Genomic DNA, 25740 nt, shown 5'->3' on the forward strand with positions numbered 1-25740 from the left:
CGCCTCATGACCCAAGCCGATTTCCTGCGCACACCCTTTCCCGAACCCCGCGATCTGCCCGAAGGCCCGCCCGAGGGCCCGCAGCGGTTCTTCAATCGCGAACTCAGCTGGCTCAGCTTCAACTGGCGCGTTCTGGACGAGGCCCGCAATCCCCGCGTCCCCCTGTTGGAACGGCTGCGCTTCATCTCGATCAGCGCGACGAACCTTGACGAATTTTACACCGTCCGCGTCGCCGGTCTGCGCGAATTGGTGCGTGAAGGCAGCAGCACCCCTTCGGATGACGGCTTGACCCCGCAGCAGCAATTGACCGTGATCAACGCCGATGCCCGCCGCCTGATGGGCGCGCAGCAGGGCGTCTGGAACCGCCTGCGCCGCGAGATGGAGCAAGAGGGTATCGTGATCCTGTCCCGCGCCCGGCTGACCCGCGCGGAAGAGGAATATCTGCGCGACTATTTCGAAAAGAAGGTGTTCCCGGTCCTGTCGCCCTTGGCCATCGACCCGGCCCATCCGTTCCCGTTCATCCCGAATGCGGGCTTCTCGCTGGCGCTGGAACTGGCCCGCGAAACCGATGGCCGCCAGATGCAGGCTTTGCTGCCGATCCCGGCACAGTTGACGCGCTTCGTGCCCCTGCCGGGGGGCGAGCGGTTCCTGCGGCTGGAAGACCTGCTGTTGATGCATCTGTCCTCGCTTTTCCCCGGTTATCGCGACACCGGCCATTGTGCCTTCCGGGTGCTGCGGGACAGTGATCTTGAGGTCGAGGAAGAAGCCGAAGATCTGGTCCGCGAGTTTGAGACCGCGCTGAAGCGCCGTCGTCGCGGCAGTGTCATCCGGTTGAAGATCACCGCAGGCGCCCCCGACCGCCTTCGCCGCCTGATCATGGAAGAGCTTGAAGTCACCCCCGACGAGGTGGTCGAGGTCGAAGGCTTGCTGGGTATGGCCGATCTTCGGGAACTGGTGCTCGATTCGCGCCGCGATCTGCTATGGCCCAGCTTCACCCCCCGCGTGCCGGAACGGGTGCAGGACCATGACGGCGACATGTTCGCGGCGATCCAGCAAAAGGATATGCTGCTGCACCACCCCTACGAGACCTTCGACATGGTGGTCCGCTTCGTCGCACAGGCGGCGCGCGACCCGAATGTGCTGGCGATCAAGCAGACGCTCTACCGCACCAGCCGCGACAGCCCGATCGTCGATGCTTTGTGCGAAGCCGCCGAGGCCGGTAAGTCGGTCACAGCGCTGGTGGAACTGAAGGCCCGTTTCGACGAGGCCGCGAATATCCGTCAATCCCGTCGTCTGGAACGGGCCGGGGCGCATGTCGTCTATGGTTTCGTGAACTACAAGACCCACGCCAAGATCAGCACCGTCGTCCGACGCGAGGGCGAGGATCTGGTGACATATACCCATTACGGCACCGGCAACTATCACCCGATCACCGCGCGCATCTATACCGATCTGGCACTTTTCACCTGCGATCCGGCGCTTGGCCGGGATGCGACCAAGGTGTTCAACTATCTCTCGGGCTATGTGCAGCCCGCCGGACTTGAGAATCTGTCGATCTCTCCCGTCGATCTGAAAGAGGATTTGCTGGCGCTGATCGCGCGCGAGGCCGAATTTGCCCGGCAGGGCCGCAAGGCCGCGATCTGGGCCAAGATGAACTCGCTGATCGAGAAAGACGTGATCGAGGCCTTGTATGCCGCCAGCGCTGCCGGGGTGAAGATCAGCCTTGTCGTGCGCGGTATCTGTGGCATCCGGCCGGGCATCCGGGGGCTTTCGGACAATATCCGGGTGAAATCCATCGTCGGCCGCTATCTGGAACATTCGCGCATCGTCTGCTTTGGCAACGGCCATGACCTGCCGTCGAAAAAGGCGCGGGTGTTTATCAGCTCTGCCGACTGGATGGAGCGCAATCTGTCCCGCCGGGTCGAGACGCTGGTGGAATGTCTGAACGACACGGTGAAGGCGCAGATCGTCAGTCAGATCATGGCGGCGAACATGGCGGATGAGGCGCAAAGCTGGCTGTTGCAGCCCGATGGCCGCTATGTCCGCTATCTGCCAGAGGATCGCGATGACCTGTTCAACTGTCACCGCTTCTTCATGGAAAATCCGTCATTGTCCGGTCGTGGAACGGCTGGCGCGCGCGATGTTCCGGCCCTGACCCATTCTCCGGATTGACGCGAGCGATAGCTGCCGTCAATAAACGACCCGATGCGCAAGCAGGGAGCTGATGCGAATGAACGGCGTGACCACGACCACGGGCCAGAAGCTCGATTCCTTCGGCAAGACGTTCGACAAGCTCCCTAAACGCGCGCTGTCGCGGGTGGGCGTTGTCGATGTCGGCTCGAACTCGGTCCGTCTGGTGGTCTTTGACGGCGCGGCGCGGTCGCCTGCCTATTTCTACAACGAAAAGGTAATGGCCGGTCTGGGCGCGCAGATGGTCGAGACGGGACGCCTGAACCCGACCGGGGTCGAACGCGCAATCATCACGTTGCGCCGCTTTGCCACTTTGGCCAAGGGCATGGATATCGAGCCGTTGACCTGCGTGGCGACCGCCGCTGTCCGCGAGGCCGAGGACGGCCCCGCCTTCGAACAGCGCGTTCAGCGCGAGACCGGGCTGAAGCTGCATATCATCGACGGCGAGGAAGAGGCGCGGCTTTCGGCGCAGGGCGTTCTGCTGGGCTGGCCCGAAGCCAAGGGGCTGGTCTGCGATATCGGCGGCAGCTCGATGGAACTGGCCGAGGTTGCGAATGGCAAGGTCGGTCGGCGCGTGACCTCTCCGCTTGGGCCGTTCCGGTTGCAGCAGGTGCAGGGCGGCAAGGATGGTCTGAAAAAGCATATCCGCAAGATCATGAAGGAACTGGCCGAGAAGCTGGGCACCGATCACGAACGGATCTATCTGGTCGGCGGCTCGTGGCGGGCGATTGCGCGGCTGGACATGGAACGGGTGAACTACCCGATGACCGTGCTGCACGAATACCGGATGGACCCGAAGGCGGTCACCCAGACGGTGGATTGGATCGCCGCGCACGAGCTGAACGATCTGCGCGCAAGGGTCGGGATTTCCTCGTCGCGGATGGAGCTGGTGCCGCTGGCTTCGCTGGTTCTGGCCGAGCTGGTCGAGACCTTCCAGCCGAAAGAGCTTGCCGTGTCCAGCTATGGCATCCGCGAAGGGCTGCTCTATGAGCATATGTCCGACAGCCTGCGCAAACGCGATCCGCTGATCGAGGCGGCGCGTTTCACCGAACGCCAGATGGCGCGGATGCCGGGTTTCGGCAAAAAGCTGCACCTTTTCCTTGAGCCGCTGTTCAAGGGTGCCCCGCCCGAACGCGACCGCCTGATCCGCGCCGCCTGTCTGCTGCACGACACCACATGGCGCGCGCATCCCGACTATCGCGCGGAAGCCTGTTTCGACAACGTGACCCGCGCCAATATGGCCGCGCTGAGCCACCCCGAACGGGTATTTCTGGGGCTGGCGCTGCTGCATCGCTACAAGAACAGCCGGGCGAAATCGCCGATGGCGCCATTGTTCGATCTGCTGACCGAAGAACAGATCCGCGATGCCGAGATCCTTGGCAAGGCGATGCGGTTCGGCGCGATGTTCTCGATCGACGATCCGGCGGATGCGGGTAAGCTGACATGGCTGCCGCAGAAGAAGGAATTGCGACTGAAGCTGACCCGCACCGGCCGCGAGCTGATGGGCGAGGTGGCGCAGTCGCGGTTCAAGGGCTTGGCAAGTGCTATGGGTGCGGAAGGCGTTGTCGTGGACTGACGACCGACGCCATTCGCTGACGGAAGGAGGCGAAGATGCAGCACGACTATTACTCACGTATCGTCTGGACCGGCAATCGGGGCGCTGGCACGTCGGGCTATCGCGCCTATGAGCGGACATGGGATGTGGCGGTTCCGGGCAAAGAGGCGATCCATTGCTCGAACGATCCGCTGCTTGGCGGCGATCCCGCGAAGATGAACCCCGAGGATCTGCTGCTCTCGGCTTTGTCGGCCTGTCACATGCTCTGGTATCTGCACTTTGCCTCGGATGCCGGGCTGGTGGTTACCGCCTATGAGGATCGCCCGGTTGGCATTGGCGAGGTGGAAAAAGGCGGGGCAGGGCGGTTCCTCTCGGCCACGCTGCATCCGCGTGTGACGCTGAAACACGGGGCCGATCTGCAGACCGCGACCGAGATTCATGACCGCATCCACACGGTCTGCTTCATCGCGCGGTCGGTGAATTTCCCGGTGAGCTACGAGCCGCAGTTTCATTTCACCGAATGAACCCTACCTTGGCCGCTGAAATTTAAGCGCCCGCCCGGAATCAAGTCGCCCTTGGGCGACGCCGGGCAGTGCCCGACCGCCCCAACGGGCGGGCACTTCGGTGAGGTCTCGCGATACAGATAGCGACGACGGGGTGGCACCATAAAGTGTGCAGAACGACTGTTGCAGGTGCCCACCCGCGGTCGGGCACCGCCCTCTGCCCGAAAACCAAAATAGCAAAAAGGGCGCCCTTTCGGACGCCCTTTCCGTTCTGCCAAAGGCAGGCGTGATTACATCATGCCGCCCATGCCGCCCATGTCGGGCATGCCGCCGCCAGCCGGTTTCGGCTCGGGCTTCTCGGCGATCATCGCTTCGGTGGTGATCAGCAGGCCTGCAATCGAGGCTGCATCTTCCAGCGCGGTGCGAACGACCTTTGCCGGGTCGATGACGCCAAACTTGAACAGGTCGCCATATTCTTCGGTCTGTGCGTTGAAACCGAAGGTCTTGTCGGTCGACTCGCGGACCTTGCCAGCCACGACAGCGCCATCGACGCCAGCGTTTTCAGCGATCTGACGCAGCGGAGCTTCCAGTGCGCGGCGAACGATGGCGATACCGGCTTCCTGATCCGAGTTTTCACCCTTCAGGCCTTCCAGCACCTTGCCGCCCTGAACCAGAGCAACACCACCACCCACAACGACGCCCTCTTGGACAGCAGCGCGGGTTGCGTTCAGCGCGTCATCGACGCGGTCTTTACGCTCTTTCACTTCCACTTCGGTCATGCCGCCGACGCGGATCACGGCAACGCCGCCAGCCAGTTTGGCCACGCGCTCTTGCAGTTTTTCCTTGTCGTAGTCCGAGGTGGTTTCCTCGATCTGCTGACGGATTTGCGAAACGCGGGCTTCGATCTCGGCTTTTTCACCAGCGCCATCAACGATGGTGGTGTTGTCCTTGTTGATCGTGATCTTCTTGGCGCGGCCCAGCATGTCGATGCCGACATTCTCCAGCTTCATGCCCAGATCTTCGCTGATGACCTGACCGCCGGTCAGGATCGCGATGTCTTGCAGCATCGCCTTGCGACGATCGCCGAAGCCCGGAGCCTTGACGGCAGCGATTTTCAGACCGCCACGCAGCTTGTTGACGACCAGCGTGGCCAGAGCCTCGCCTTCAACGTCTTCAGCAACGATGACCAGCGGTTTGCCCGACTGAATCACGGCTTCCAGCAGCGGAACCATCGGCTGTAGCGACGACAGTTTCTTCTCGTGCAGCAGGATGTAGGCGTCTTCCAGATCTGCGATCATCTTGTCGGGATTGGTGACGAAGTAGGGCGACAGGTAGCCGCGGTCGAACTGCATGCCTTCGACGACTTCAACCTCGGTCTCCATGCCTTTGTTTTCTTCGACGGTGATGACACCCTCGTTGCCAACTTTTTGCATGGCTTCGGCGATTTGCTGGCCGATGAAGGCCTCGCCATTGGCCGAGATGGTGCCGACTTGGGCGACTTCAGCCGAATCGTTCACCGGACGCGAAGCAGCTTTGATCGCTTCGACCACTTTCGAGGTGGCCAGATCGATGCCGCGCTTCAGATCCATCGGGTTCAGACCGGCGGCGACCGATTTCAGACCCTCTTTGATGATGGCCTGGGCCAGCACGGTTGCGGTGGTGGTGCCGTCACCGGCTTCGTCATTGGTGCGCGAAGCGACTTCGCGGACCATTTGCGCGCCCATGTTTTCGAACTTGTCCGACAGCTCGATCTCTTTGGCGACCGAAACACCGTCCTTGGTGATGCGCGGCGCGCCGAACGATTTGTCGATCACGACGTTGCGGCCTTTCGGGCCCAGCGTCACTTTGACGGCGTCAGCAAGAACGTTGACGCCTTTCAGCATGCGATCGCGGGCGTCGGTGCTGAACTTGACTTCCTTAGCAGCCATTTGAATCTCCTGAATGTTCTATTGAAGGATTTACGTTCCGGGGTCGGCTCAGCCGATCACGCCCAGAATGTCGCTTTCCTTCATGATCAGCAGCTCTTCGCCGTCGATCGTGACTTCGGTGCCCGACCATTTGCCGAACAGGACGCGGTCGCCAGCCTTGACCGACGGTGCGATCAGCTCGCCCGAATCCTTGCGGGCGCCTTCGCCGGTCGAGACGACTTCGCCTTCGGCCGGTTTTTCTTTTGCGCTATCGGGGATGATCAGCCCGCCCTTGGTCTTCTCGTCCGACTGGACGCGACGGACCAGAACGCGGTCGTGCAGCGGTTTGAATGCCATGGTAACACTCCGTGTCTCAGGTTGCAGTGTTGCGTTGTTGGCACTCACCGGGGGCGAGTGCCAATGGCAGACGATCTAGGCACCTGATGCCGGGCTGTCAACGATGGCGAACAGATAAAATCCGCGCGACAAAGTTTCCCCGGCATCTGTTCGCCGGGGGATCGATATGTCAGCCTGAAGGCGTGGGCTGAAATACGGGACGGAATTGATGCGGCTTCTACTGACGGCGATCCTTGTGGGCTGGACCGGAATGGCGGGCCTTGCCTCGGCCCAGATCGAGGGGTGCAGCGGCACCAATCTTTTCGCCGACATGCCCGAGGATCTGCGCAGCGAACTGACCGAGGCTGCGACATCGGTGCCCAATCCAGAAGGCATCCTGTGGCGCGCCACCAAGGGCGATCAGGATATCCTGATGATCGGCACCTACCATTTCCCCGATCCGCGCCACCGCGCCATGCTGGACCGCGTCGCGCCCGAGATTGCGGATGCTGCCGCGCTGTTGGTCGAGGCCGGGCCCGAGGAAGAGGCGAAACTGACCCGCGCCCTGTCCGAAGACCCGTCGCTGATGGTGGATGCCACCGGCCCGACCCTGCCCGAGCGGCTGGACCCGGCCGAATGGGCGAAGCTCGCCGAAGCAATGTCCGACCGGGGCTTGCCCGCCGTCGTCACCTCGAAGTTAAGGCCATGGTATGTGGCGATGATGCTGTCGATCAGCCCCTGCATGATGTCGCAGATACAGGGCGAGACAGAGGATCACGGGCTGGATCATCTGCTGGTGAAAGCAGCCGAGGACAAGGGCATCGCCGTCAAGGCGCTTGAGCCGTGGAACACCGTTTTCACGATCTTTGCCGATCTGACGGTTGAGCAGGAACTGGACATGATCCGCGCCTCGCTGCCGCTGGCGGCCCATGCCGACGATTATGCGGTGACCTTGGGCGACGCCTATTTCGACGGTGACATCTGGCTGATCTGGGAATTTGGCCGCTTTGACGCCTATCGCAGTTCCGGCCTCAGCCGCGACAAGGTGGACGAGCAGATGGATCTTGCGCAGGAACAGCTGATGGACAAACGCAATCAAAGCTGGATCGCGCCGCTTACGGACGCCGCGCAACAGGCGGCGGCGGACGGCAAGGGCATCGTCGCAGGCTTCGGTGCGCTGCACCTGCCGGGCGAACAGGGCGTATTGCGCTTGCTGGAAAAAGACGGCTGGACTGTCGAGCGTCTGGACGGCTGACCCGCAGCGCCGACCGGCGACCCCACCCCCGCCATGCAACACACCGTGCGATAGCTGTGTACAGCCTGTGCACATGCTGTGCATGCGTGGTGGACGCCCTGTGCAGCCAAAACCCCAGCATTTGCTGGCCCGGCGCACCTTCTCAATTTATTGTTGCGAAAACACCCATAGCAACGCCCGCAGGGGGTGTTGCGCGGCTAACTGGCCGCCCGGATCAGCATCACGCTCATCCCAGAAATCGCCAGAATCGCAGCCAGCGCCACCGCCATGCTGCCCCCCATCGTGGCGACCGCCAGCCCGCAGAAGACCCAGATCACCGCAACGGAATAGCTCACCCGATGGTCCAGCCGATACTGCGCCACGATCCCGATCGCCGCGCCCAAAAGGATCACTGCAATCGCCGCCTGAACGATGGTCAATTCCAGCCGCCCGGCAATCAGCGCCGTCGCGGTGACCAGCCCCAGACCTGTGCTCCACCCGGCAAAGAACCCCACGGCGGGCCTGCGAGTGCTGGCATCGCGCATCGCAGCAGCCAGCGCCGAGGTGACCATCAGGATTGCCCCCAGAACCGCGACAGGCACATTCGTCCGATAAATCCACGGCCAGATTGCGCCGACGATCAGTGCCACACAAAGCGGCAGCAATTCCGGTCGCGACCGCTGATCTTCCGGTTGCAGCAGCCGATCAGCGGCATCCAGCAGCAACAGCCCCCACAGCACGATCAGCAGCATCCAGGAGACTGCATTGTCGGGCTGCAGGAAAAGCTCAGGAAGATCAGTCGTTTGTGTGGGATTCGCTTGGGCGGTAGAGAGCAGAAGCGTCTCCGTCTCGGCAATCTTGGTCACGACCCCACCGCCGGGCGCCGCCCCGACATACAGCATCCCGCTGGCAAGGAATCCCGCCACCGAGGCAATATATGCTATGTCCAAACGACGTTTCATCTGGCCCAACGCAGAAAGCGCCGGACCAGTTTCCATTGTCAGGCAAGACTGCCCTCGGCGGTGATCTGCGTCGCCCCGCCCAGATAAGGATGCAGCGCCGCCGGCAACAGGACCGAGCCGTCCTCTTGCTGCCCGTTCTCCAGCACCGCGATCAGCGTCCGACCGACGGCCAACCCCGATCCGTTCAGCGTATGCACGAATTCGGGCTTTCCGCCGCCTTCCGGGCGATAGCGCGCATTCATCCGCCGCGCCTGAAAATCCCCGCAATAGCTGATACTGCTGATCTCGCGATACTTGTACTGACCGGGCAGCCAGACCTCGATGTCATGGGTGATCCGCGCGCCGAAACCCATATCCCCGGTCGAAAGAACCACGGTCCGATAGGGCAGTTCCAGCGCTTCCAGCACCGCCTCGGCGCAACGGGTCATGCGCGCATGCTCGGCCACGCCGGTCTCGGCATCGGTGATCGACACCATCTCGACCTTCTCAAACTGATGCTGCCGCAGCATCCCGGTCGTATCCCGCCCCGCGCTGCCCGCTTCCGAACGGAAGCACTGGCTATGCGCCACCATCCGCCGCGGCAGGCTGGCATGTTCGACCAGATCGCCATTGACGGTATTGGTCAGCGTCACTTCCGAGGTCGGGATCAGCCAATAGCCCTCGCGGGTCTGATAGCTGTCCTCACCGAATTTCGGCAACTGCCCGGTGCCATACATCATCTCTTCCAGCACCAGAACCGGCGTCCATGTCTCTTCCAGATCGTGCTGCGTGACATGCAGATCGATCATGAACTGCGCCAAGGCCCGCTGAACCCGGGCGACCGCGCCTTTCAGCACGACAAAACGACTGCCCGACAGTTTGGCGGCAGTTTCGAAATCCATTCCGGGCTTCACCCCGGCAATCTCGAAATGCTCGACCGGCGCAAAGTTGAACTGGCGCGGCGTTCCCCACTGATGCAACTCGACATTGTCATTCTCATCGACGCCATCCGGCACGCTGTCCAAGGGCAGGTTCGGAATGCCGATCAGGGCTTCCCGCAACCGCTCGTCCAGCGCCTGCGCCTCGGCCTGCATCCGCGCCACATCGGCCTTCTTCTCGGCCACAAGCGCCCTCAGCCGCTCGAACTCGGCATCGTCGCCACGCGCCTTGGCCGCGCCGACTTCTTTGCTGGCCCGGTTCTGCTCGGCCTGTGCGCTTTCGGCCTCGGCGATGCGTGAGCGGCGTTCGGCATCCAGCGACAGAATTTCTCCCGACAGACCCGACAGACCCCGGCGCTTCAGCGCGGCGTCAAAGGCTTCAGGATTCTCGCGAATGGCACGAATGTCATGCATGGCGTTCACCGTGTTGAAAACGAATGCCCGCTGCCTAGCGCATCGACGCCCCCGACAAAAGGCCGCGCCTTTCTTCTTCACCGAAAATATCCCGGGGAGTCGCCGTCAGGCGACGGGGCAGCGCCCCGACTACCCGGCCAGCAAGGTCTCTAGCGCAGGATAAAAGGCGTCGGGCCGCGAATATCCCTCGATCCGCCCCAACTCCATCCCGTTTCGCATCAGCACGAAAGTCGGCGTCACCACCGGCCTGCGCGCCAGCGCCAGCCCGTCGGGATAGGGCCCGTCCATATCGACGACGACCAAAGGCGCGACCCGCCCGGCAGCGCTTTCCGCATAGCCCGGCCCGATCTGCCGCTTCCATGCGAGGCAATAAAGACAACCCTTCCGCTCGAACATCATCAGCCGCAGCGGTTGCGCCTTCCAGTCGATCGCCTGCGCGCCCGCAATGCCCGGCAGCAGCGCCAATCCTGTCCCGATCAGAAAAGCCCTGCGCCGCATCCGGCCCCCCTCTGCCATTCCAGCAAGGCTTAGCCAGCCCGGTGAACGGTCGCAACCCGGCCCCTTTCCCTTGGCATTTGGCCGCGGCGCCCATATCCATGATCCGCCGAACTGTTGTAGGCGAGAAGCGGGGTGGAATGGACGAGCTTCTGAACCCTCTGATCCAGGGCGACCGCCGCGCCTTGTCGCGGGCGATCACCCTGATCGAATCGACGCGGCCCGACCATCGCGCCCGCGCCGTTGCGCTGTTGTCGAGCCTGCCCGACCGGCAGGCGCTGCGCATCGGAATGTCGGGCACGCCCGGCGTCGGCAAATCCACCTTCATCGAAGCCTTCGGCACCATGTTGACCGAAGCCGGGTTGAAGGTCGCCGTCCTTGCCGTCGATCCGTCCTCGACCCGCTCGGGTGGTTCGATCCTTGGCGACAAGACCCGGATGGAGCTTCTTTCGCGCAACCCGAACGCCTTCATTCGCCCCACGCCCTCCAGTGCCCAGCTTGGCGGCGTCGCCCGCCGCACGCGCGAGGCGATCCGGCTGTGCGAGGCGGCGGGCTATGATGTCGTGCTGATCGAAACCGTGGGGGTCGGTCAGTCCGAGACGCTGGTGGCCGAGATGTGCGATCTTTTCGTCTTGCTGCTTGCACCGGCGGGGGGCGACGAATTGCAGGGCGTGAAGCGCGGCATCATGGAGATGGCCGACCTGATCCTTGTGAACAAGGCCGACGGCGACCTGCTGTCCACCGCCCGTCGCACCGTTGCCGACTATGCGGGGGCGCTGCGCCTGCTGCGCAAACGCCCGCAGGATCCTGAGCGGTTTCCGAAGGCTCTGGCGGTGTCGGCGCTGACCGGCGACGGCATGCGCAAGGCTTGGGACGAGATGCAGGAACTGGCCGACTGGCGGCGCGAACATGGGCATTTCGACGGCAACCGGGCAGAGCAGTCGCGGCACTGGTTCATGGCGGAACTTCGCGCCGGGCTGCTGGCACGGCTGGAAACGCATGCGGCAAAGGCCCATCTTGAGGATCTGGGCGAACGGGTTGCCAGTGGCGATACCAGCCCGGCAGATGCCGCGCATCAGATGCTGGACTGGCTGCAGGATCAGGGCCGGAAATAGACGCCCGATTTCGCGGCCCGCTGTAGCGGCGAATCATCTAGCAAGGGAGAGCATCAGCAAGGACCATGACCATGAACGCTCTGCCCGATCCGAAAACGCTCTACGCCGCGCTGGTCGCCCGCGATCCCGCTTATGAGGGGCGCGCGTTGGTCGGCGTCACCACGACCGGCATCTTCTGCCGCCTGACCTGCCCGGCCCGCAAGCCCTTGGAAACCAATTGCCAATGGTTCACCACCGCTACAGAGGCCCGCGCTGCCGGTTTCCGTCCCTGTCTGCGCTGCCACCCGACAGGTGCGACAGCCGAGGGAGAGCCGCTGGTCCGCGACCTGATGGCCCGGCTGGAGGCCGACCCCGAGCATCGCTGGTCCGAAACCGATCTGACCGCACTTGGCCATGACCCCTCGACCGTGCGCCGCGCGTTCAAGCGGCATTTCGGGCAAAGTTTTCTGGAAATGGCCCGCGCGGCGCGGCTGCGCCATGGGCTTGGTGCGCTGAAGGAGGGATCGCAGATGATCGATGCGCAACTTGATGCGGGATTCGATTCGGCTTCGGGGTTCCGCACGGCCTTTGCCCGGCTGTTCGGCCATCCGCCGCACCAGATGGTAAAGCCCTCGGACCTGCGCGCCGACTGGATCGACACGCCGCTGGGCGGGATGATCGCCATTGCCGACGACAGCAATCTGCACCTGCTGGAATTCGTCGAAAGAAAGGCGCTGCCACAGGGGCTGCGCAAGCTATCCGAACTGACCAAGGGCCGCCTCGGTCTTGGCCGCTCTGCCGTCCACGACCGGACCGAGGCGCAGCTTCGGCGCTATTTCAAGGGCGAGGCTCCGCTGATGGACATTCCCGTCGCCCTTCACGGCACCGATTTCCAGAACCGTGTCTGGCAGGCGCTGCAGACCATCCCGGCGGGCGAAACGCGCAGCTATGCCCAGCTTGCCGCCCAGATCGGCCAACCGACCGCCGTTCGCGCCGTGGCGCGGGCCAATGCCACGAACCGGCTGGCGCTGGTCGTGCCCTGCCACCGCGTCATCGGCGCCGATGGCACGCTGACCGGCTATGCCGGGGGGCTGTGGCGCAAGGAAAAACTGATCGAGATAGAGCGTAGCTATGCAGCCTGACATCATCTTCCGCGACCTCCACCAGCCGGGCAATCCGCTGGTCCTGATCAATATCTGGGACGCCGGATCGGCCAAGGCCGTCGCTGGCGCCGGCGCGAAGGCGCTGGCGACCGGCAGCGCCTCGGTCGCCGGTGCGCTTGGTTTCGGCGACGGGCAAGAGATCCCGCTGGACCTGTTGCTTCTGGTCATCGAACGTATCCGCGCCGCCTCGGACCTGCCCTTGAGCGTGGATTTCGAGGCGGGCTATGCCGACGATCCCGCAGGGATCACCGCCAATGCGAAGCGACTGGAAGCTCTTGGCGTCGCGGGGGTGAACCTTGAGGACGGGATTCCGCCCGAAAACGGCATCCGCCCGGCCCATGAGCACGCCGCCCGAATCGCGGCGATCACCGATCATACCGGCATCTTCGTGAATGCCCGCACCGACCTGTTCCTGCAAAACCCGGCTGAAACCCATGCCGATCTGATCGCAGACGCACTTGCGCGCGCGGCGGCATATGCCGAAGCCGGGGCAGGGTGCTTCTTCGCCCCCGGCCTTGCCGATCCGGCGCTGATCGGCGCGCTGACACGCGATTGCCCCTTGCCGGTCAATATCATGGCCTCGCCAAAGACCCCGCCGCTTGACGCGCTTGCACGGCTGAACGTGGCGCGGGTCAGCCATGGGCCGTTCCCGTGGCGCGCGGCGATGGCGGGGCTGGCATCGGCGGCTGAAGCTGAATTCAGGATTCTGGCTTGACGCCGCCACGGCTTTTTCGTAACCAACCGCGAACAGGATTTCGGGCGCTGCCTCGCGGCGCCCTTTCACATTGGGTCGGACCCCTGCCGGGACCGCCCGCATAGCTGAGACGAAGGAATAGTACCATGTCGCGCGTCTGCGAACTGACCGGCAAAGGCCCGATGACTGGCAACAATGTCAGCCACGCGAACAATAGAACCCGTCGCCGGTTCCTGCCGAACCTGAACGACGTGACGCTGCAATCCGAGGCTCTGGGCCGCAGCTACTCGCTGCGCATCTCGGCTGCCGCGCTGCGTTCGGTCGATCACCGTGGCGGTCTGGACGCTTTCCTGGCCAAAGCCAAGGATGCGGAACTGTCGGACCGCGCGCTGAAGATCAAGCGCGAGATCGCCAAGGGCGCCGCAACCGCCTGATCTCTGCCGCATCTGCGACAGATTGCCCCGCTTTGCAGCGGGGCTTTTGCATTTGCGGGCAATTGATTTGCGGTGAGATCGCGGCAAGGCTATAGCGGGCCAGGTTCGCGCGTGAGGAAGCCGTTGCCGTTTGCTGGGATCATCGGATGTGACGACAAAGCCCCCGCCGGGTCTGCTGCGCGGGCGCTGCGGGTCTGATCACGCCATGAGCCGCGTTCTGCATCTTTCGCTGATCCTTTTGCTTGCGCTGACCGGCATCGGTCTGGGCGCTGCGCGGGGAACTGCGGTGCTGGACGGGCAGGTGGTCCTTTGCTCGGGCCATGGCGTCGTCATGGTTCATCAGCCCGATTCTCCCTTCGCGATCAAGGCGCATATCTGCCCCGACATGGCCTTGTCGCTAATGTCGGCACAGACAGCCGAGCCGCCGGTCCTGCCTGAACGTCTGGCGACTGCGCTGATCCATATCTTGCCTGTCGATCACATCGGCATCGGCCGCTCTGCCCCGCCTGCATGGGCGCGCGGTCCACCTTCGACGCAGCTTCTGTGACCGGAAACTGAACGCATCTCGAAGGAAAAGACCATGAACCGTATCGCCCTGACCACCGCCCTCGCGGCGCTTCTGCCGCTGTCTGCGCTTGCCCATGACGGCGTTGCAGTGCGCGACGCCTATGTGCTGAGCAGCAATCCCAAGACCGCAGCCGCCTTCATGCAGCTTGAGAATCACCGTGAGGTGGAATGCCGCCTGACCGGCGCGTCCTCGGACACCGCCGAGCGGGTCGAGCTGCACACGCATGTCGAAGAGAACGGCATGATGAAAATGACCCATGTCGAGGAAGGCTTCGCCGTCGCCCCGCGTGCCGAGCATGCGCTGGAGCGTGGCGGCGATCACATCATGATGATGGGGGTCAAGGAGCCGCTGGATGTCGATGACGTGGTAAAGCTGAAGCTGGATTTCGGTGATTGCGGCACGCTGGATGTCGAGGCTCCGGTGGTGGACCGGACGCCGGAAGCAAGCGCCGAAGCGGCCGAGGATCACAGCGGGCACTAAATCAGCCGTCACACAGGGATAGAGAGCTTGCCCTGACGGGCGGGCTCTGCCCTGTGCGCCTGTGTTCACCGCGTCATTCAAGCTGATCCAGCAATTCCAGCAGATGCGGCCCAAGCCGTTCGACCAGCAGCTTCACCCCCTCTGCCGACGGATGGATGCCGTCGGCCAGCAGCAATTCGCGCTGTCGTTCGGGAGGTCCTGCGACAAGCGGGCCGTAGATATCGGGCAGCAGCAGCACCTTGTGCCGCTGCGCAAGACGCGGCCAGATCGCGGCCCAGCGACGGCGTATCTCGGCATCGCCGCGCGGTGGGTGGATACCGACCAGCAGCACCGGCCTGCCGCCCGATTTTGCCGTCTCAAGGATCACGTCCAGATTGGCTTCGGCCCGATCCGGCGGGATACGCATCAGCATGTCATTGCCGCCCAGCTCGACGATGACCGCATCGGGACGGTGCCGCCGCATCGACCACAAGATTCGCACCCGCCCGCCATAGGTCGTGTCGCCCGATAACCCGCCATTGATCATCATCGCGCGGCGGTCCTGTCTGGTCAGATATTCTTGCAGTTGCGGCACCAGCCCGTCCGCTGGCGGCAGGCCGAAACCTGCAGTCATGCTGTCGCCGAACATCAGCACGCGCGGGATCGGCTGATCGGCGCGGGCCGGGCCGGAAAGGACCAGCGCCGCGCCAGAGGCCAGAAACCCGCGCCGACCGATCATGCGGCGCGCCTTAGCCGCAGGGCATTGCCGACAACGCAGACCGAGGACAGCGCCATCGCCCCTGCGGCCAGCATCGGCGACAGTTGTGGCCCGCCAAAGGGCACCAGCACGCCCATCGCAACGGGGATCAACAGGGCGTTGTAGCCAAAGGCCCAGAACAGGTTCTGCCTGATATTCCGCATCACCGCCCGCGACAGCCGGATCGCGCGAACCACCCCCGACGGATCGCCCGAGATCAGCACCACATCGGCGGATTCGATGGCGACATCGGTACCGCTGCCAATGGCGATGCCGGTATCCGCCGCCGCCAGCGCGGGCGCGTCATTGATCCCGTCGCCGACAAAGACCGAACCCTTGCCCATCGCCTTCACCGCGCCAAGCTTGTCATCCGGCAGTAATCCCCCTTGGACCTGATCGATCCCAAGGCGACCGCCCACCGCATCCGCCGTCGCCTGCACATCGCCCGACAGCATCGCTGCTTGCAGGCCAAGGCTGTGCAGCCCGTCAATGGTCTTTGCCGCCTCGGGGCGGATCGGGTCCATCAGCGCAAGGCTGGCGACATGGCGGCCATCCACGGCGAGATGCACCGGGGTCGCGGCAATCTGGTCAGACAGCAGCGCGTCATTGAACGCGATCCCGGCATCCTCAAGCGCCTTGCGATTGCCGATCAGCAGGTGCTGCCCCTCGACCAAAGCCGTCAGCCCGTGTCCGGCCGAGGCGCTGACCTGTGTCGCTTCGGGCAGAGTCAGCCCGCGATCTTTGGCAGCGGTGACGATGGCATGGGCCAGCGGATGTTCAGACTGCGTTTCGGCGGCAGCGGTCAGGCGCAGGGCGTCGTCCTCGGGGATACCTTCGGTTCGCAAGCCGACCAGCGCCGGGCGGCCCTGGGTCAGGGTGCCGGTCTTGTCGAAGCCGACCAGCTTCGCCTCGGACAACCGTTGCAGCGCATCGCCGCGCCGGAACAGCACGCCAAGCTGCGCGCCGCGCCCGGTGCCGACCATGATCGAGACCGGAACGGCCAGCCCCATGGCACAGGGGCAGGCGATGATCAGCACCGCCACCGCAGCCACCACCGCATGCGCAAGGTCAGGACCAAACGCCATCCACAGCGCGAAGGTCAGCGCTGCCAGCCCGATCACAACCGGCACGAAAATCCGCGTGATCCGGTCCACCAGCGCCTGAACCGGCAGTTTGGCCGCCTGTGCGTCCTGCACCAGCTTCACGATCCGGGCGAGGGTCGTATCCGCCCCCGTCGCCGTGACCTGAAAGGTCAGGACAGACGAGCCATTGACCGTCCCCCCCGTCACCTTGTCGCCGGGGCTTTTCACGGCGGGGATCGGCTCTCCGGTCAGCATCGCCTCATCCACCGGGCCGGTGCCTTCGGTGACGACGCCATCCACCGCGACTCGTTCGCCCGGTTTCAGCCGCACCAGATCGCCGGGGCGCAAATCCGCGACCGCGACCGTTATCGGCTGGCCGTCGCGCAGAATCGTCGCCTCATCCGGGGCCAGTTCAATCAGGGCGCGGATCGCCTGACTGGCCTGACCCTTGGCCCGCGCTTCGAGCCAGCGGCCCATCAGGATCAGGGTGATGATGACCGCTGCCGCCTCGAAATAGACGTGGCGAGAGGTTTCGGGGATGAGTTGCGGGGCAATCGTCACCACCGACGAATAAAGAAATGCAGCACCTGCACCAAGCGCGACCAAAGAGTTCATCTCGGGCCCGCCGCGCAGCAGCGCCGGGATGCCGGTGGTAAAGAAGCGCAGACCCGGCCCGGCAAGAATGATCGCGGTCAGGATCATCTGCGCGTAAAGCAGGTTCTGCGCGCCAAAGGTTACGTGCTGCCAGTGGTGAAAGGACGGGAACAGGTGTCCGCCCATCTCGCCCACGAAGATCGGCAGGGTCAGGACCAGCGCGATCAGAAAGCGGCGCTTGATCGTGCCTGCCTCGTCATCGTGATGGTGATGGTGATGTTGGCTGTGATCGGTCTGGGGCTTTGCCGGATAGCCAAGTTTCGTCACCACCTCGGCCAGCGCCTGCGGGGTCACGGCAGGGCTGTGGGTGATCTCGGCGGTCTGGGCGACAAGGTTGACCTCGGCTTTGGCAATGTCAGGACGTGCGGTCAGTGCCCGCTCGATCCGGCCAGAGCATGAGGCGCAACTCATCCCCTCGACCGACAGCCGTGTGGTCATCAGTTCCGGCGGATAGCCCGCCTTGGCAAGTGCCTGATCGATATCGGGCAGCTTGGCCCCGTCCAGACGCATCCGCGCCCGTTTGGTGATCGCGCTGACCGAGATGTCGGAGACGCCGGGGACATTGGCAAGCGCGCGTTCGACGCGGCCCGCGCAGGCGGCGCAATTGATGCCCGGAATGGGCAGTTCGATGTCAGAGGTGGTCATGTCCGTTTCCTGAAATCATGCGTGAAGGGAGTGGCATGTTTCGGAAACGGGGAGGGGCCTGCGGTGGCGATGGTTGCGGCCATTCAAGTTGCGGTCGCAGCAAGGCATGTTGATCGGCAAGGCGCTGGCGCACCAGCGGTTGCGCCGACAATCGGGTCCGCGCGCCGATATGACAACGGCAGGCCCGGTCGCCACGGCCACGGCACAGATGCACGGGCCGGGGGGTGGCCCGGCGCGGTGCGGCTGCGTGACAGCAAAGAGATGTCTGTTCCGTCGGCATGTTTCGAACATGTGGCCGATACGACTCGCATTCAAGGGCGCAATTTTTCGCGAACGCCGTCGTGAATTGCCAATCACGGTGGTTTTGCGATAATCGCGGGAAAGAAACGTTAACGCTGAGCAGGACGAGCATCCATGAACCGACGTGAATTGATGTCGCTGGCCGTGCCTATGGTGGCGGTCGCGGCTTTTGGCCCGTCGCTGGCCAATGCCCAGGAAGCGGCCCGTGATCCCTATGCCCCGGTCGAGGTGGCGATCCGCAACGATTTCGAGGTCGGCTCGATCGTCGTCGTGAGCAAGGATTTCTTCCTGTATCACGTCATCGCGCCGGGCCGCGCCGTGCGTTACGGCGTCGCCGTGGGCAAGGCCGAACTGGTCTGGAAGGGCCGGGCGACCGTTGGCCGGAAGGTCGAATGGCCAAGCTGGCGTCCGACGGAGGATATGATCAAGCGTAATCCGAATGCCTATGAGCGTTACCGCGACGGCATGCCGGGTGGCCCGCGCAACCCGCTTGGCGCACGGGCGCTGTATCTTTACGACGCGCGCGGCAATGACACCGCGATCCGTATCCACGGCACGACCGAGCCGAACTCGATCGGGCGCGCAGTCTCGAACGGCTGTCTGCGGATGCGGAACGAAGCGGTGATGGCGCTTTATGACCAGATCCCGATCGGGACGCCGGTTTACGTCTATTGATCCTTGCGCCGGTGGCAGCCTCTGGTGCCTCCGGCGGGGATATTTCACTGAAGAAGAAGCGTCACGCGTCGCGCAGGAAGCGGCGCAGGATGCGTTCCAGCTTGGCCGCGCCCAGCGGGGCCATCGCCTTGGTGTGATCGTGGCTGATCGATTCGTCGCTGAGACCCGCGCCCATATTGGTGATGACCGAGATCGCGGCGCAACGTAGGCCAAGGAAGCGGCCAAGGATGATCTCTGGCACCGTGGACATGCCGACCGCATCCGCGCCCAGCACCTTTGCCGCACGGATCTCGGCCGGGGTTTCGAAGCTGGGGCCGGAGAACCAGCAATAGACGCCCTCGGCCATGTCGATGCCCTCATCGGCTGCTGCCAGTGTCAGGGCGGCGCGCAACTCCGCGTCATGGGCATCGGTCAGTGGCACGAAGCGGGCGTCGGTCTTTTCGCCGATCAGCGGGTTGGTGCCCGCGAAGGCGATGTGGTCGTTCAGCAGCATCAGCCCGCCCGGCGGAATGTCGGCCCGCAGCGAGCCTGCCGCATTGGTCAGCAGTAGCCGGTCGCAGCCCAGTTCCTTCAGCACTTCCAGCGGCAGGCGCATCACATCCGCCTTGCCGCTTTCATAGTAATGCGCCCGTCCGCCGAAGACGGCGACGCGGCGCCCCTCAAGCTCGCCGATGACCAGTTGCGGGACATGGCCCGAGACGCCTGCATGGGGAAAGCCCGGCAGGTCGGAATAGGGGATCGCCGTGCCGTCCACCGTACCCGACAGGTGCCCAAGCCCCGAGCCGAGGATCAGGCCGAATTCGGGCGGCTCGTCGCCTGCCTGTTCGCGGATCAGGGCGGCGAGTTCAGCGCTCTTTGACATAGGGTTCTCCGCCCGCGCGTGGCGGGATGGCGCGGCCGACAAAGCCCGCAAGGATGATGACGGTCAGGATATAGGGCAAAGCCGTCATGAAGATCGACGGGATGGTGATGATGCCCAGATCGAGGTTGGGATAGCGGTTGGCGATGGCCTCCAGCAGGCCGAAGAGGAAGGTTGCGCCAAGTGCGGTCCAGGGTCGCCATTTCGCAAAGATCAGCGCCGCCAATGCGATGAAGCCGCGACCGGCGGTCATTTCCTTGACGAAACCGGCAGAGAGGCCAGTGGCAAGGTAAGCCCCGGCAAGCCCGCAAAGGATGCCGCAGATCGCCACCGCGATGAAGCGCAGCCGGGTGACTGAGACGCCGGCGGTATCGACCGAGGCCGGGTTTTCGCCCACCGCGCGCAGGCGCAGGCCGAAGCGGGTGCGGAACAGCACCCACCATGTCAGCGGCACGCAGAGGAAGGCGATATAGACCAGCACCGTATGCCCCGAGATCACATTGGCATAGATTGGGCCGATAAAGGGCACGTCACGCAGCGCATTGGCGAAGGGCAGGGTGATTTCCCCGAAGCGGGCCGGTCCTTCCAGCGGCGGGGTTCGTCCGCCAAGGCCAAAGATTTTCTGGCCCAGCAATACTGTCAGCCCGGATGCAAGGAAGTTGATCGCCACGCCAGAGATCAACTGATTGCCCCGGAAGGTGATCGAGGCAGCGCCGTGGATCAGCGACAGCGACAGCGAGCCGGCGACCCCTGCCAGCAGGCCCAGCCATGCGCTGCCGGTGGCATAGGCCACGGCGGCGGCGGTGAAGGCGGCCATCAGCATCTTGCCCTCAAGCCCGATGTCGAAGACGCCTGCCCGCTCCGAATAAAGCCCGGCAAGGCAGGCCAGCAGCAACGGCGTCATCAGCCGCACCGCCGAGTCGAGGATTTGCAGGATTGTTGCGAAATCCATCATCTACGCTCCATCACGATGCGGAAGGCCATGTAGCCCAGAAAGACACCAAGGCATCCCTCGATCCAGCGGCGGGCGTGGTTATAGGCGCTGCGAACCGGGCGGCTGGACAGAAGGACGGCATAGGCGCCGTGGCCGATGGCCGAAATGGTCGCGCCGCCGATTGCGAAGCTTAGCATCACCCAGAAGGGGGCTGCCTGTGCCGGGCCGATGCTGACGGCAGCCAGCCAGAACACCATCGCGCTGACATTCGTGACCTGCAACAGGTAGCCCATCAGAAACAGCCGCCGCATCGAGCGTTTGCGGATCGTGGTCACGCCCAGCTTTGGCGGGAACAGCGCCTTGCGACCGGCGCGATAGGCAAGCCATGCCAGATAGGCCGCGCCAAGATAACGCAGGACGGTGCCCGCCCATGCCGCGCGCTCAAGCAGCAGGCCAAGGCCAAGCGCCGTCCCAAGCCCAAGCGTTCCTGCGCCAAGCGCAATCCCTGCCGTCGTTGCAAGCGCTGCCGGTCGGCCTTGTTCGGCGCCGACGCCCAGCAGCAGGGCGACCGCCGGGCCGGGGGACAGAACGCCCACGATCAGGACCGCATAGGCGGCGAAAAAGCCGGGCAGATAGGGTGCGAGAGCGTCCACCGTCACGGCCTCCCCGGTTTGCGGATGGCAAGGAACAGCCGCTCAAGCGGTATCCGCACCATATTGTCCAACGCCCCGGTGAACAGGATCACCAGCGCCTGAATGACGATGATCAACTCGCGCGGGATGGTGGTCCACAGCGCCAGCTCGCCGCCGCCTTGATACAGAAAGCCGAATAGCAGGGCCGCCAGAAGCACGCCGACCGGGTGATTGCGGCCCATCAGCGCCACGGCGATGCCGATGAAGCCCGCCCCCTCGACTGCGTTGAGAAGCAGGCGTTCCGCCTCGCCCATGACGTTGTTGATTGCCATCAGCCCCGCCAGCCCGCCCGAGATCAGCATGGTGATGACCGTGATCTTGACCGGGTTGATGCCCGCATAAAGCGCGCCGGGTTCGGATTTGCCAAGGACGCGGATCTCATAGCCAAGCCGTGTGCGCCAGATCAGCAGCCAGACGATCAGACATGCGGCAAGTGCGACGAAGAAGGTGATGTTGGCGGGGGTGTTCTTGCCCCATTCGATCCCGAAGTTGAGCGCCATATCGCTGAGTTTCGGCAGATGCGTGCTTTCGGGAAAGCGGGCCGAGGCCGGGTCCATGCTGCCGACCGGGCGCAGCAGGTTCACCAGCACATAGTTCAGCACCGCAGCGGCGATGAAGTTGAACATGATCGTGGTGATGACGATATGACTGCCGCGTTTCGCCTGCAGATAGGCCGGGATCAGCGCCCAAAGCGCCCCGAACAGCGCCGCGCCGACCATCGCCGCAGGTAGTGCCAGCAGCCAATGTGGCAGCGGCAGGTAAAGCAGCACCAGGGCGACGCCCAGACCGCCCATCGCCGCCTGACCCTCACCGCCGATATTGAACAGGCCCGCGTGATAGGCGACCGATACCGCCAGTCCGGTGAAGATGAAATTAGTGGCGTAATACAGCGTGAAGCCCCAGCCATAGCTGGAGCCAAGCGCGCCATCGATCATCGTCGTCAGCGCCTCCCACGGGCTTTCACCGATGGCAAGGATGACAATGGCCGAGATCGCCATCGCCAGCAGCAATGAGATCAGTGGCGTCAGGATCACATCGGCCCATTTCGGCATCTTGTCCATTATCGGGCTGCTCCTGTGATGCTGGCGGGCCTGTTGGTCGAAGGCAAGGCCCCGCCCGGAATCAAGGTGCCAAAGGCACCATCGGGCAGTGACCAGCCGCCCCCCGGCTGGGCACTTTGGTAAGGTCTCGCGCGACAGCCAGTTCGGGAGAGATGGCACCATAAAGTGCCCAACACCACCGTTGCTGTGCCTAACCGCGGCTGGTCGCTGCCCTTTGCACTTTCTTCGGTGAAGGTAGAGCGCCCGCCCGGAATCAAGGTGCCTGAAAGGCACCGCCGGGCAGTGCACAGCCGCCCCCCGGCTGGGCACTTTGGTGATGTTCCGCGATACAGTTGGGTAGGGGTGGTTGGCACCATAAAGCGCCCAACACGAGTGTTGCGGGTGCCCAACCGCGGCTGTGCGCTGCCCTCTGCTCTGGATTGCGAGGTTGCCGGAACGGTCATGCTGGCTCCTCGGGCAGTTCCTCGACATGCTTTGGACCCGGCGGGATGCCCGCGCTGTCCGGCGTGTTCTCGGTATCCACCACACCCGCCATCAGCAGGCCCAATTCGCCCGTCGTGGTCTGACCCGGCAGACGCTCACCCATGATCCGGCCGTCGAACATCACCGCGATGCGGTCCGACAGCGACAGGATCTCGTCCAGTTCGACACTGACCAGCAACACCGCCTTGCCCGCATCGCGCAGTTCCACGATCCGCTTGTGAATGAACTCGATGGCACCGATATCGACGCCGCGCGTCGGTTGGCCGATCAGCAGCAGATCGGGGTTCCGCTCGATCTCGCGGGCCACGACGATCTTCTGTTGGTTCCCGCCCGAGAAATTCCGTGCCGCCAGATTGGTATTCCGAGGCCGCACATCGAAGCGCTCGAACTTGCCCTCGGCATCCTCGCGGATCGCCGCATGGTCCATCAGCAGGCCGCGATTATAGCGTGGATCGTGATGATAGCCGAAAGCCACGTTTTCCCAGGCGGCGAAGTCCATGATCAGGCCTTCGACCTGTCGATCCTCGGGGACATGGCCGATCCCGTTCTCGCGCCGCTCGGCAGCGTCGGCGCCGCGACCCATCAACGGGATTTCCTTGCCGTTCACTTTCACCGTGCCGCTGATCTTGCTGCCGCTTTCGGGATAGCCGCCCAGAAGCTCCAGCAACTGCGTCTGGCCATTGCCGGAGACCCCGGCGATGCCGACGATCTCTCCGGCGCGGATGTCGAAGCTGATGCCGCGCAGACGCTCGACGCCATCGGGATCGACCAGCTTTAGATCGCGCACTTCAAGGATCGGCTGACCGGGCTGGGCCGCGCCCTTGGCAACGTTCAGCAGAACCTTGCGGCCGACCATCAGCTCGGCCAGTTCTTCGGGCGTTGTCTCGGCGGTCTTGACCGATGCCACCATCTCGCCCCGCCGCATGACCGAGACGTTGTCGGTGATCTCCATGATCTCGCGCAGCTTGTGGGTGATCAGGATGATCGTCTTGCCCTCATCGCGCAGCCCTTCGAGGATGCGGAACAGGTGGTCAGCCTCGGCCGGGGTCAAAACGCCGGTCGGTTCGTCAAGGATCAGGATATCGGCTTGCCGATACAACGCCTTCAGGATTTCCACGCGCTGCTGGTGGCCTACGGACAATTCTTCGATGGTCTCGTCGGGATCGACGTTCAACTGATATTCGGCGGCCAGTTGCTTCAGCACGCCGCGCGCCTTGGCAAGCGAGGGGCGCAGCAGCGCGCCATCTTCAGCCCCAAGGATGATATTTTCCAGAACGGTGAAGTTCTGCACAAGCTTGAAATGCTGAAACACCATGCCGATGCCCGCGCGGATCGCGGTCTGGCTGTCGGTGATGGTGATCGGCTGGCCGTTGATCAAGACTTCGCCGCTGTCAGGCTTGTAGAAGCCGTAGAGGATCGACATCAGCGTCGATTTCCCGGCGCCGTTTTCGCCGATAATGCCGTGGATCGTGCCCTTGGGCACCAGAAGGTCGATATCCTTGTTCGCCTGAACCGGACCGAAAGCCTTCGAGATCTTGCGCAACTCGATAGCGGCAGGGGCGGCCGAAGCCGGCCGCACCCCTTTATCACCAGTGGTGGTCGCCATTTACGAGGCCGGGCAGGTGTTGTCTGCCATGTAGTCGTGAACCGCGATCTCGCCCGAGGCGATCTTCGCCTTGGCATCGTCAATCGCCGCCTGAATTTCCGGCGTGACCAGCGACTGGTTCGCCTCGTCAACGGCCACGTCCACGCCACCAGCGGCAAGGTCCATGACCTTCACGCCGGGCTCTAGGTCAGTGCCGGTGGTGAAGGCGTCGAAGACGGCATTGTCCACGCGCTTGACCATCGAGGTCAGCACCTTGCCCGGATGCAGGTGGTTCTGGTTGCTGTCCACGCCGATGGACAGGATCCCCTCATCCGCTGCCGCCTGCAACACACCGATGCCGGTGCCGCCAGCCGCAGCATAGATCACGTCAGCGCCCTGCGATTTCTGCGCACGGGCCAGCTCGCCGCCCTTCACCGGGTCGTTCCACGCGGCAGGCGTGGTGCCGGTATAGTTGATCAGCACGTTGCCGTCGGCCTTCACCGATTTGAAGCCCTGCGCGAAACCGCATTCGAATTTGTGGATCAGCGGGATGTCCATGCCGCCGATAAAGCCCACGGTGCCCGATTGCGACACCATCGCCGCCATGATCCCGGCCAGATAGCTGCCCTGTTCTTCGGTGAAGACGATGGATTGGACGTTCGGCGCCTCTACCACCATGTCGATGATGGCGAATTTCGTGTCGGGATAATCCGGCGCGATCTTGGTCAGCACGTCGCCAAAGGCAAAGCCGGTCATGACGATGGGATTGGCGCCAGTCTCGGCCAGACGGCGAAGCGCCTGTTCGCGCTGCGCCTCGGACTGCATTTCCAGTTCCTTATAGGTGCCGCCGGTTTCCTCGACCCAACGTTGCGCACCGTTAAAAGCGGCCTCGTTGAAGGATTTGTCGAACTTGCCGCCCAGATCATAGATCAGCGCCGGTTCGGCCATTGCAACACCCGAGGTCAGGGCGATCAGCGCCGAGCCTGCCAGAAGCGTTTTCATCAGGGACATAAGGAACCTCTTCCTGTTTGAGCCGGGCGATTCAGCGCGCCCGTTTGATGCGCCGATTAGGGCGCATCGCTTGGAAG

At 63.7% G+C, this 25740-nt stretch carries 24 protein-coding genes; 11 read left to right on the plus strand and 13 right to left on the minus strand.

Annotated features, from left to right (window positions below):
- Window positions 1-6 precede the first annotated feature (6 nt).
- The 3 genes from JJJ17_RS01810 to JJJ17_RS01820 are packed head-to-tail and all read left to right on the plus strand — an operon-like array spanning window position 7 to window position 4269.
- The gene (locus JJJ17_RS01810; RefSeq protein WP_200683347.1) at window positions 7-2172 is read left to right on the plus strand and encodes an RNA degradosome polyphosphate kinase; all 2166 of its coding nucleotides are present in this window, start codon (window positions 7-9) and stop codon (window positions 2170-2172) included.
- A gap of 58 nt (window positions 2173-2230) precedes the next feature.
- Window positions 2231-3766: a Ppx/GppA family phosphatase gene (locus JJJ17_RS01815; RefSeq protein WP_200683348.1), complete on the plus strand. Its 1536-nt coding sequence runs from the start codon at window positions 2231-2233 to the stop codon at window positions 3764-3766.
- A 35-nt stretch (window positions 3767-3801) separates the two neighbouring features.
- Window positions 3802-4269, plus strand: coding sequence for an OsmC family protein (locus tag JJJ17_RS01820; protein ID WP_200683349.1), 468 nt, complete (start codon window positions 3802-3804; stop codon window positions 4267-4269).
- A 269-nt stretch (window positions 4270-4538) separates the two neighbouring features.
- On the opposite strand, the gene groL is transcribed toward JJJ17_RS01820, so the two are convergent.
- Together groL and JJJ17_RS01830 are read right to left on the minus strand one after the other, a co-directional pair.
- Complete coding sequence (gene groL / locus JJJ17_RS01825; protein ID WP_200683350.1) at window positions 4539-6176, minus strand: chaperonin GroEL; 1638 nt, start codon at window positions 6174-6176, stop codon at window positions 4539-4541.
- Window positions 6177-6224: 48 nt separating this feature from the next.
- On the minus strand, window positions 6225-6512 hold the full coding sequence (locus JJJ17_RS01830) for a co-chaperone GroES (RefSeq protein WP_200683351.1): 288 nt from the start codon (window positions 6510-6512) through the stop codon (window positions 6225-6227).
- Window positions 6513-6720: 208 nt separating this feature from the next.
- Here JJJ17_RS01830 and JJJ17_RS01835 point away from each other — a divergent pair, with 208 nt between their 5' ends.
- Complete coding sequence (locus tag JJJ17_RS01835; RefSeq protein WP_200683352.1) at window positions 6721-7746, plus strand: TraB/GumN family protein; 1026 nt, start codon at window positions 6721-6723, stop codon at window positions 7744-7746.
- A gap of 197 nt (window positions 7747-7943) precedes the next feature.
- Here the strand turns inward: JJJ17_RS01835 and JJJ17_RS01840 are convergent, their stop codons facing one another.
- The 3 genes from JJJ17_RS01840 to JJJ17_RS01850 all read right to left on the minus strand — a co-directional run bounded on the left by JJJ17_RS01840 (window position 7944) and on the right by JJJ17_RS01850 (window position 10516).
- Complete coding sequence (locus tag JJJ17_RS01840; protein ID WP_200683353.1) at window positions 7944-8675, minus strand: hypothetical protein; 732 nt, start codon at window positions 8673-8675, stop codon at window positions 7944-7946.
- A gap of 50 nt (window positions 8676-8725) precedes the next feature.
- Complete coding sequence (gene serS, locus JJJ17_RS01845; RefSeq protein ID WP_200683355.1) at window positions 8726-10018, minus strand: serine--tRNA ligase; 1293 nt, start codon at window positions 10016-10018, stop codon at window positions 8726-8728.
- Between the two features lie 129 nt (window positions 10019-10147).
- Window positions 10148-10516: a thioredoxin domain-containing protein gene (locus tag JJJ17_RS01850; RefSeq protein ID WP_234463839.1), complete on the minus strand. Its 369-nt coding sequence runs from the start codon at window positions 10514-10516 to the stop codon at window positions 10148-10150.
- Between the two features lie 137 nt (window positions 10517-10653).
- On the opposite strand from JJJ17_RS01850, the gene meaB reads away from it, so the two are divergent.
- From meaB to JJJ17_RS01880, 6 genes are all read left to right on the plus strand, one after another.
- Window positions 10654-11628, plus strand: a complete 975-nt coding sequence (meaB, locus tag JJJ17_RS01855; protein ID WP_200683357.1) for a methylmalonyl Co-A mutase-associated GTPase MeaB — start codon at window positions 10654-10656, stop codon at window positions 11626-11628.
- A 65-nt stretch (window positions 11629-11693) separates the two neighbouring features.
- Window positions 11694-12749 carry a bifunctional transcriptional activator/DNA repair enzyme AdaA gene (locus tag JJJ17_RS01860; RefSeq protein WP_200683359.1) on the plus strand — a complete coding sequence of 352 codons (1056 nt, stop codon included), beginning with the start codon at window positions 11694-11696 and terminating at the stop codon, window positions 12747-12749.
- Window positions 12739-13485 carry an isocitrate lyase/PEP mutase family protein gene (locus JJJ17_RS01865; RefSeq protein ID WP_200683361.1) on the plus strand — a complete coding sequence of 249 codons (747 nt, stop codon included), beginning with the start codon at window positions 12739-12741 and terminating at the stop codon, window positions 13483-13485. Before JJJ17_RS01860 ends, JJJ17_RS01865 begins: the two co-directional genes overlap by 11 nt.
- Window positions 13486-13610: 125 nt before the next feature.
- Complete coding sequence (gene rpmB, locus JJJ17_RS01870) at window positions 13611-13898, plus strand: 50S ribosomal protein L28 (RefSeq protein ID WP_200683363.1); 288 nt, start codon at window positions 13611-13613, stop codon at window positions 13896-13898.
- Between the two features lie 205 nt (window positions 13899-14103).
- A complete protein-coding gene (locus JJJ17_RS01875; protein WP_200683365.1) occupies window positions 14104-14445 on the plus strand; it encodes a hypothetical protein in 342 nt (113 codons plus the stop codon).
- Between the two features lie 33 nt (window positions 14446-14478).
- Complete coding sequence (locus tag JJJ17_RS01880; protein ID WP_200683367.1) at window positions 14479-14946, plus strand: copper chaperone PCu(A)C; 468 nt, start codon at window positions 14479-14481, stop codon at window positions 14944-14946.
- Between the two features lie 73 nt (window positions 14947-15019).
- On the opposite strand, the gene JJJ17_RS01885 is transcribed toward JJJ17_RS01880, so the two are convergent.
- Together JJJ17_RS01885 and JJJ17_RS01890 are read right to left on the minus strand one after the other, a co-directional pair.
- A complete protein-coding gene (locus JJJ17_RS01885) occupies window positions 15020-15664 on the minus strand; it encodes an arylesterase (protein ID WP_200683368.1) in 645 nt (214 codons plus the stop codon).
- The gene (locus tag JJJ17_RS01890) at window positions 15661-18063 is read right to left on the minus strand and encodes a heavy metal translocating P-type ATPase (protein WP_200683369.1); all 2403 of its coding nucleotides are present in this window, start codon (window positions 18061-18063) and stop codon (window positions 15661-15663) included. Before JJJ17_RS01890 ends, JJJ17_RS01885 begins: the two co-directional genes overlap by 4 nt.
- Window positions 18064-18477: 414 nt before the next feature.
- Here JJJ17_RS01890 and JJJ17_RS01895 point away from each other — a divergent pair, with 414 nt between their 5' ends.
- The gene (locus JJJ17_RS01895; RefSeq protein ID WP_200683370.1) at window positions 18478-19038 is read left to right on the plus strand and encodes a L,D-transpeptidase; all 561 of its coding nucleotides are present in this window, start codon (window positions 18478-18480) and stop codon (window positions 19036-19038) included.
- A gap of 61 nt (window positions 19039-19099) precedes the next feature.
- On the opposite strand, the gene JJJ17_RS01900 is transcribed toward JJJ17_RS01895, so the two are convergent.
- The 6 genes from JJJ17_RS01900 to JJJ17_RS01925 form a co-directional block, all read right to left on the minus strand.
- A complete protein-coding gene (locus JJJ17_RS01900) occupies window positions 19100-19900 on the minus strand; it encodes a purine-nucleoside phosphorylase (protein WP_200683371.1) in 801 nt (266 codons plus the stop codon).
- Window positions 19884-20849, minus strand: a complete 966-nt coding sequence (locus tag JJJ17_RS01905) for an ABC transporter permease (RefSeq protein ID WP_200684737.1) — start codon at window positions 20847-20849, stop codon at window positions 19884-19886. Before JJJ17_RS01905 ends, JJJ17_RS01900 begins: the two co-directional genes overlap by 17 nt.
- The gene (locus JJJ17_RS01910; protein WP_325168745.1) at window positions 20849-21484 is read right to left on the minus strand and encodes a LysE family translocator; all 636 of its coding nucleotides are present in this window, start codon (window positions 21482-21484) and stop codon (window positions 20849-20851) included. Before JJJ17_RS01910 ends, JJJ17_RS01905 begins: the two co-directional genes overlap by 1 nt.
- A 2-nt stretch (window positions 21485-21486) precedes the next feature.
- Window positions 21487-22584, minus strand: coding sequence for an ABC transporter permease (locus JJJ17_RS01915; protein ID WP_200683372.1), 1098 nt, complete (start codon window positions 22582-22584; stop codon window positions 21487-21489).
- 439 nt (window positions 22585-23023) lie between these two features.
- A complete protein-coding gene (locus JJJ17_RS01920; RefSeq protein WP_200683373.1) occupies window positions 23024-24673 on the minus strand; it encodes an ABC transporter ATP-binding protein in 1650 nt (549 codons plus the stop codon).
- Window positions 24674-25663: a BMP family lipoprotein gene (locus JJJ17_RS01925; RefSeq protein ID WP_200683374.1), complete on the minus strand. Its 990-nt coding sequence runs from the start codon at window positions 25661-25663 to the stop codon at window positions 24674-24676.
- Window positions 25664-25740 lie beyond the last annotated feature (77 nt).

This window comes from Paracoccus caeni (assembly GCF_016629665.1).
Lineage (GTDB): Bacteria > Pseudomonadota > Alphaproteobacteria > Rhodobacterales > Rhodobacteraceae > Paracoccus > Paracoccus caeni.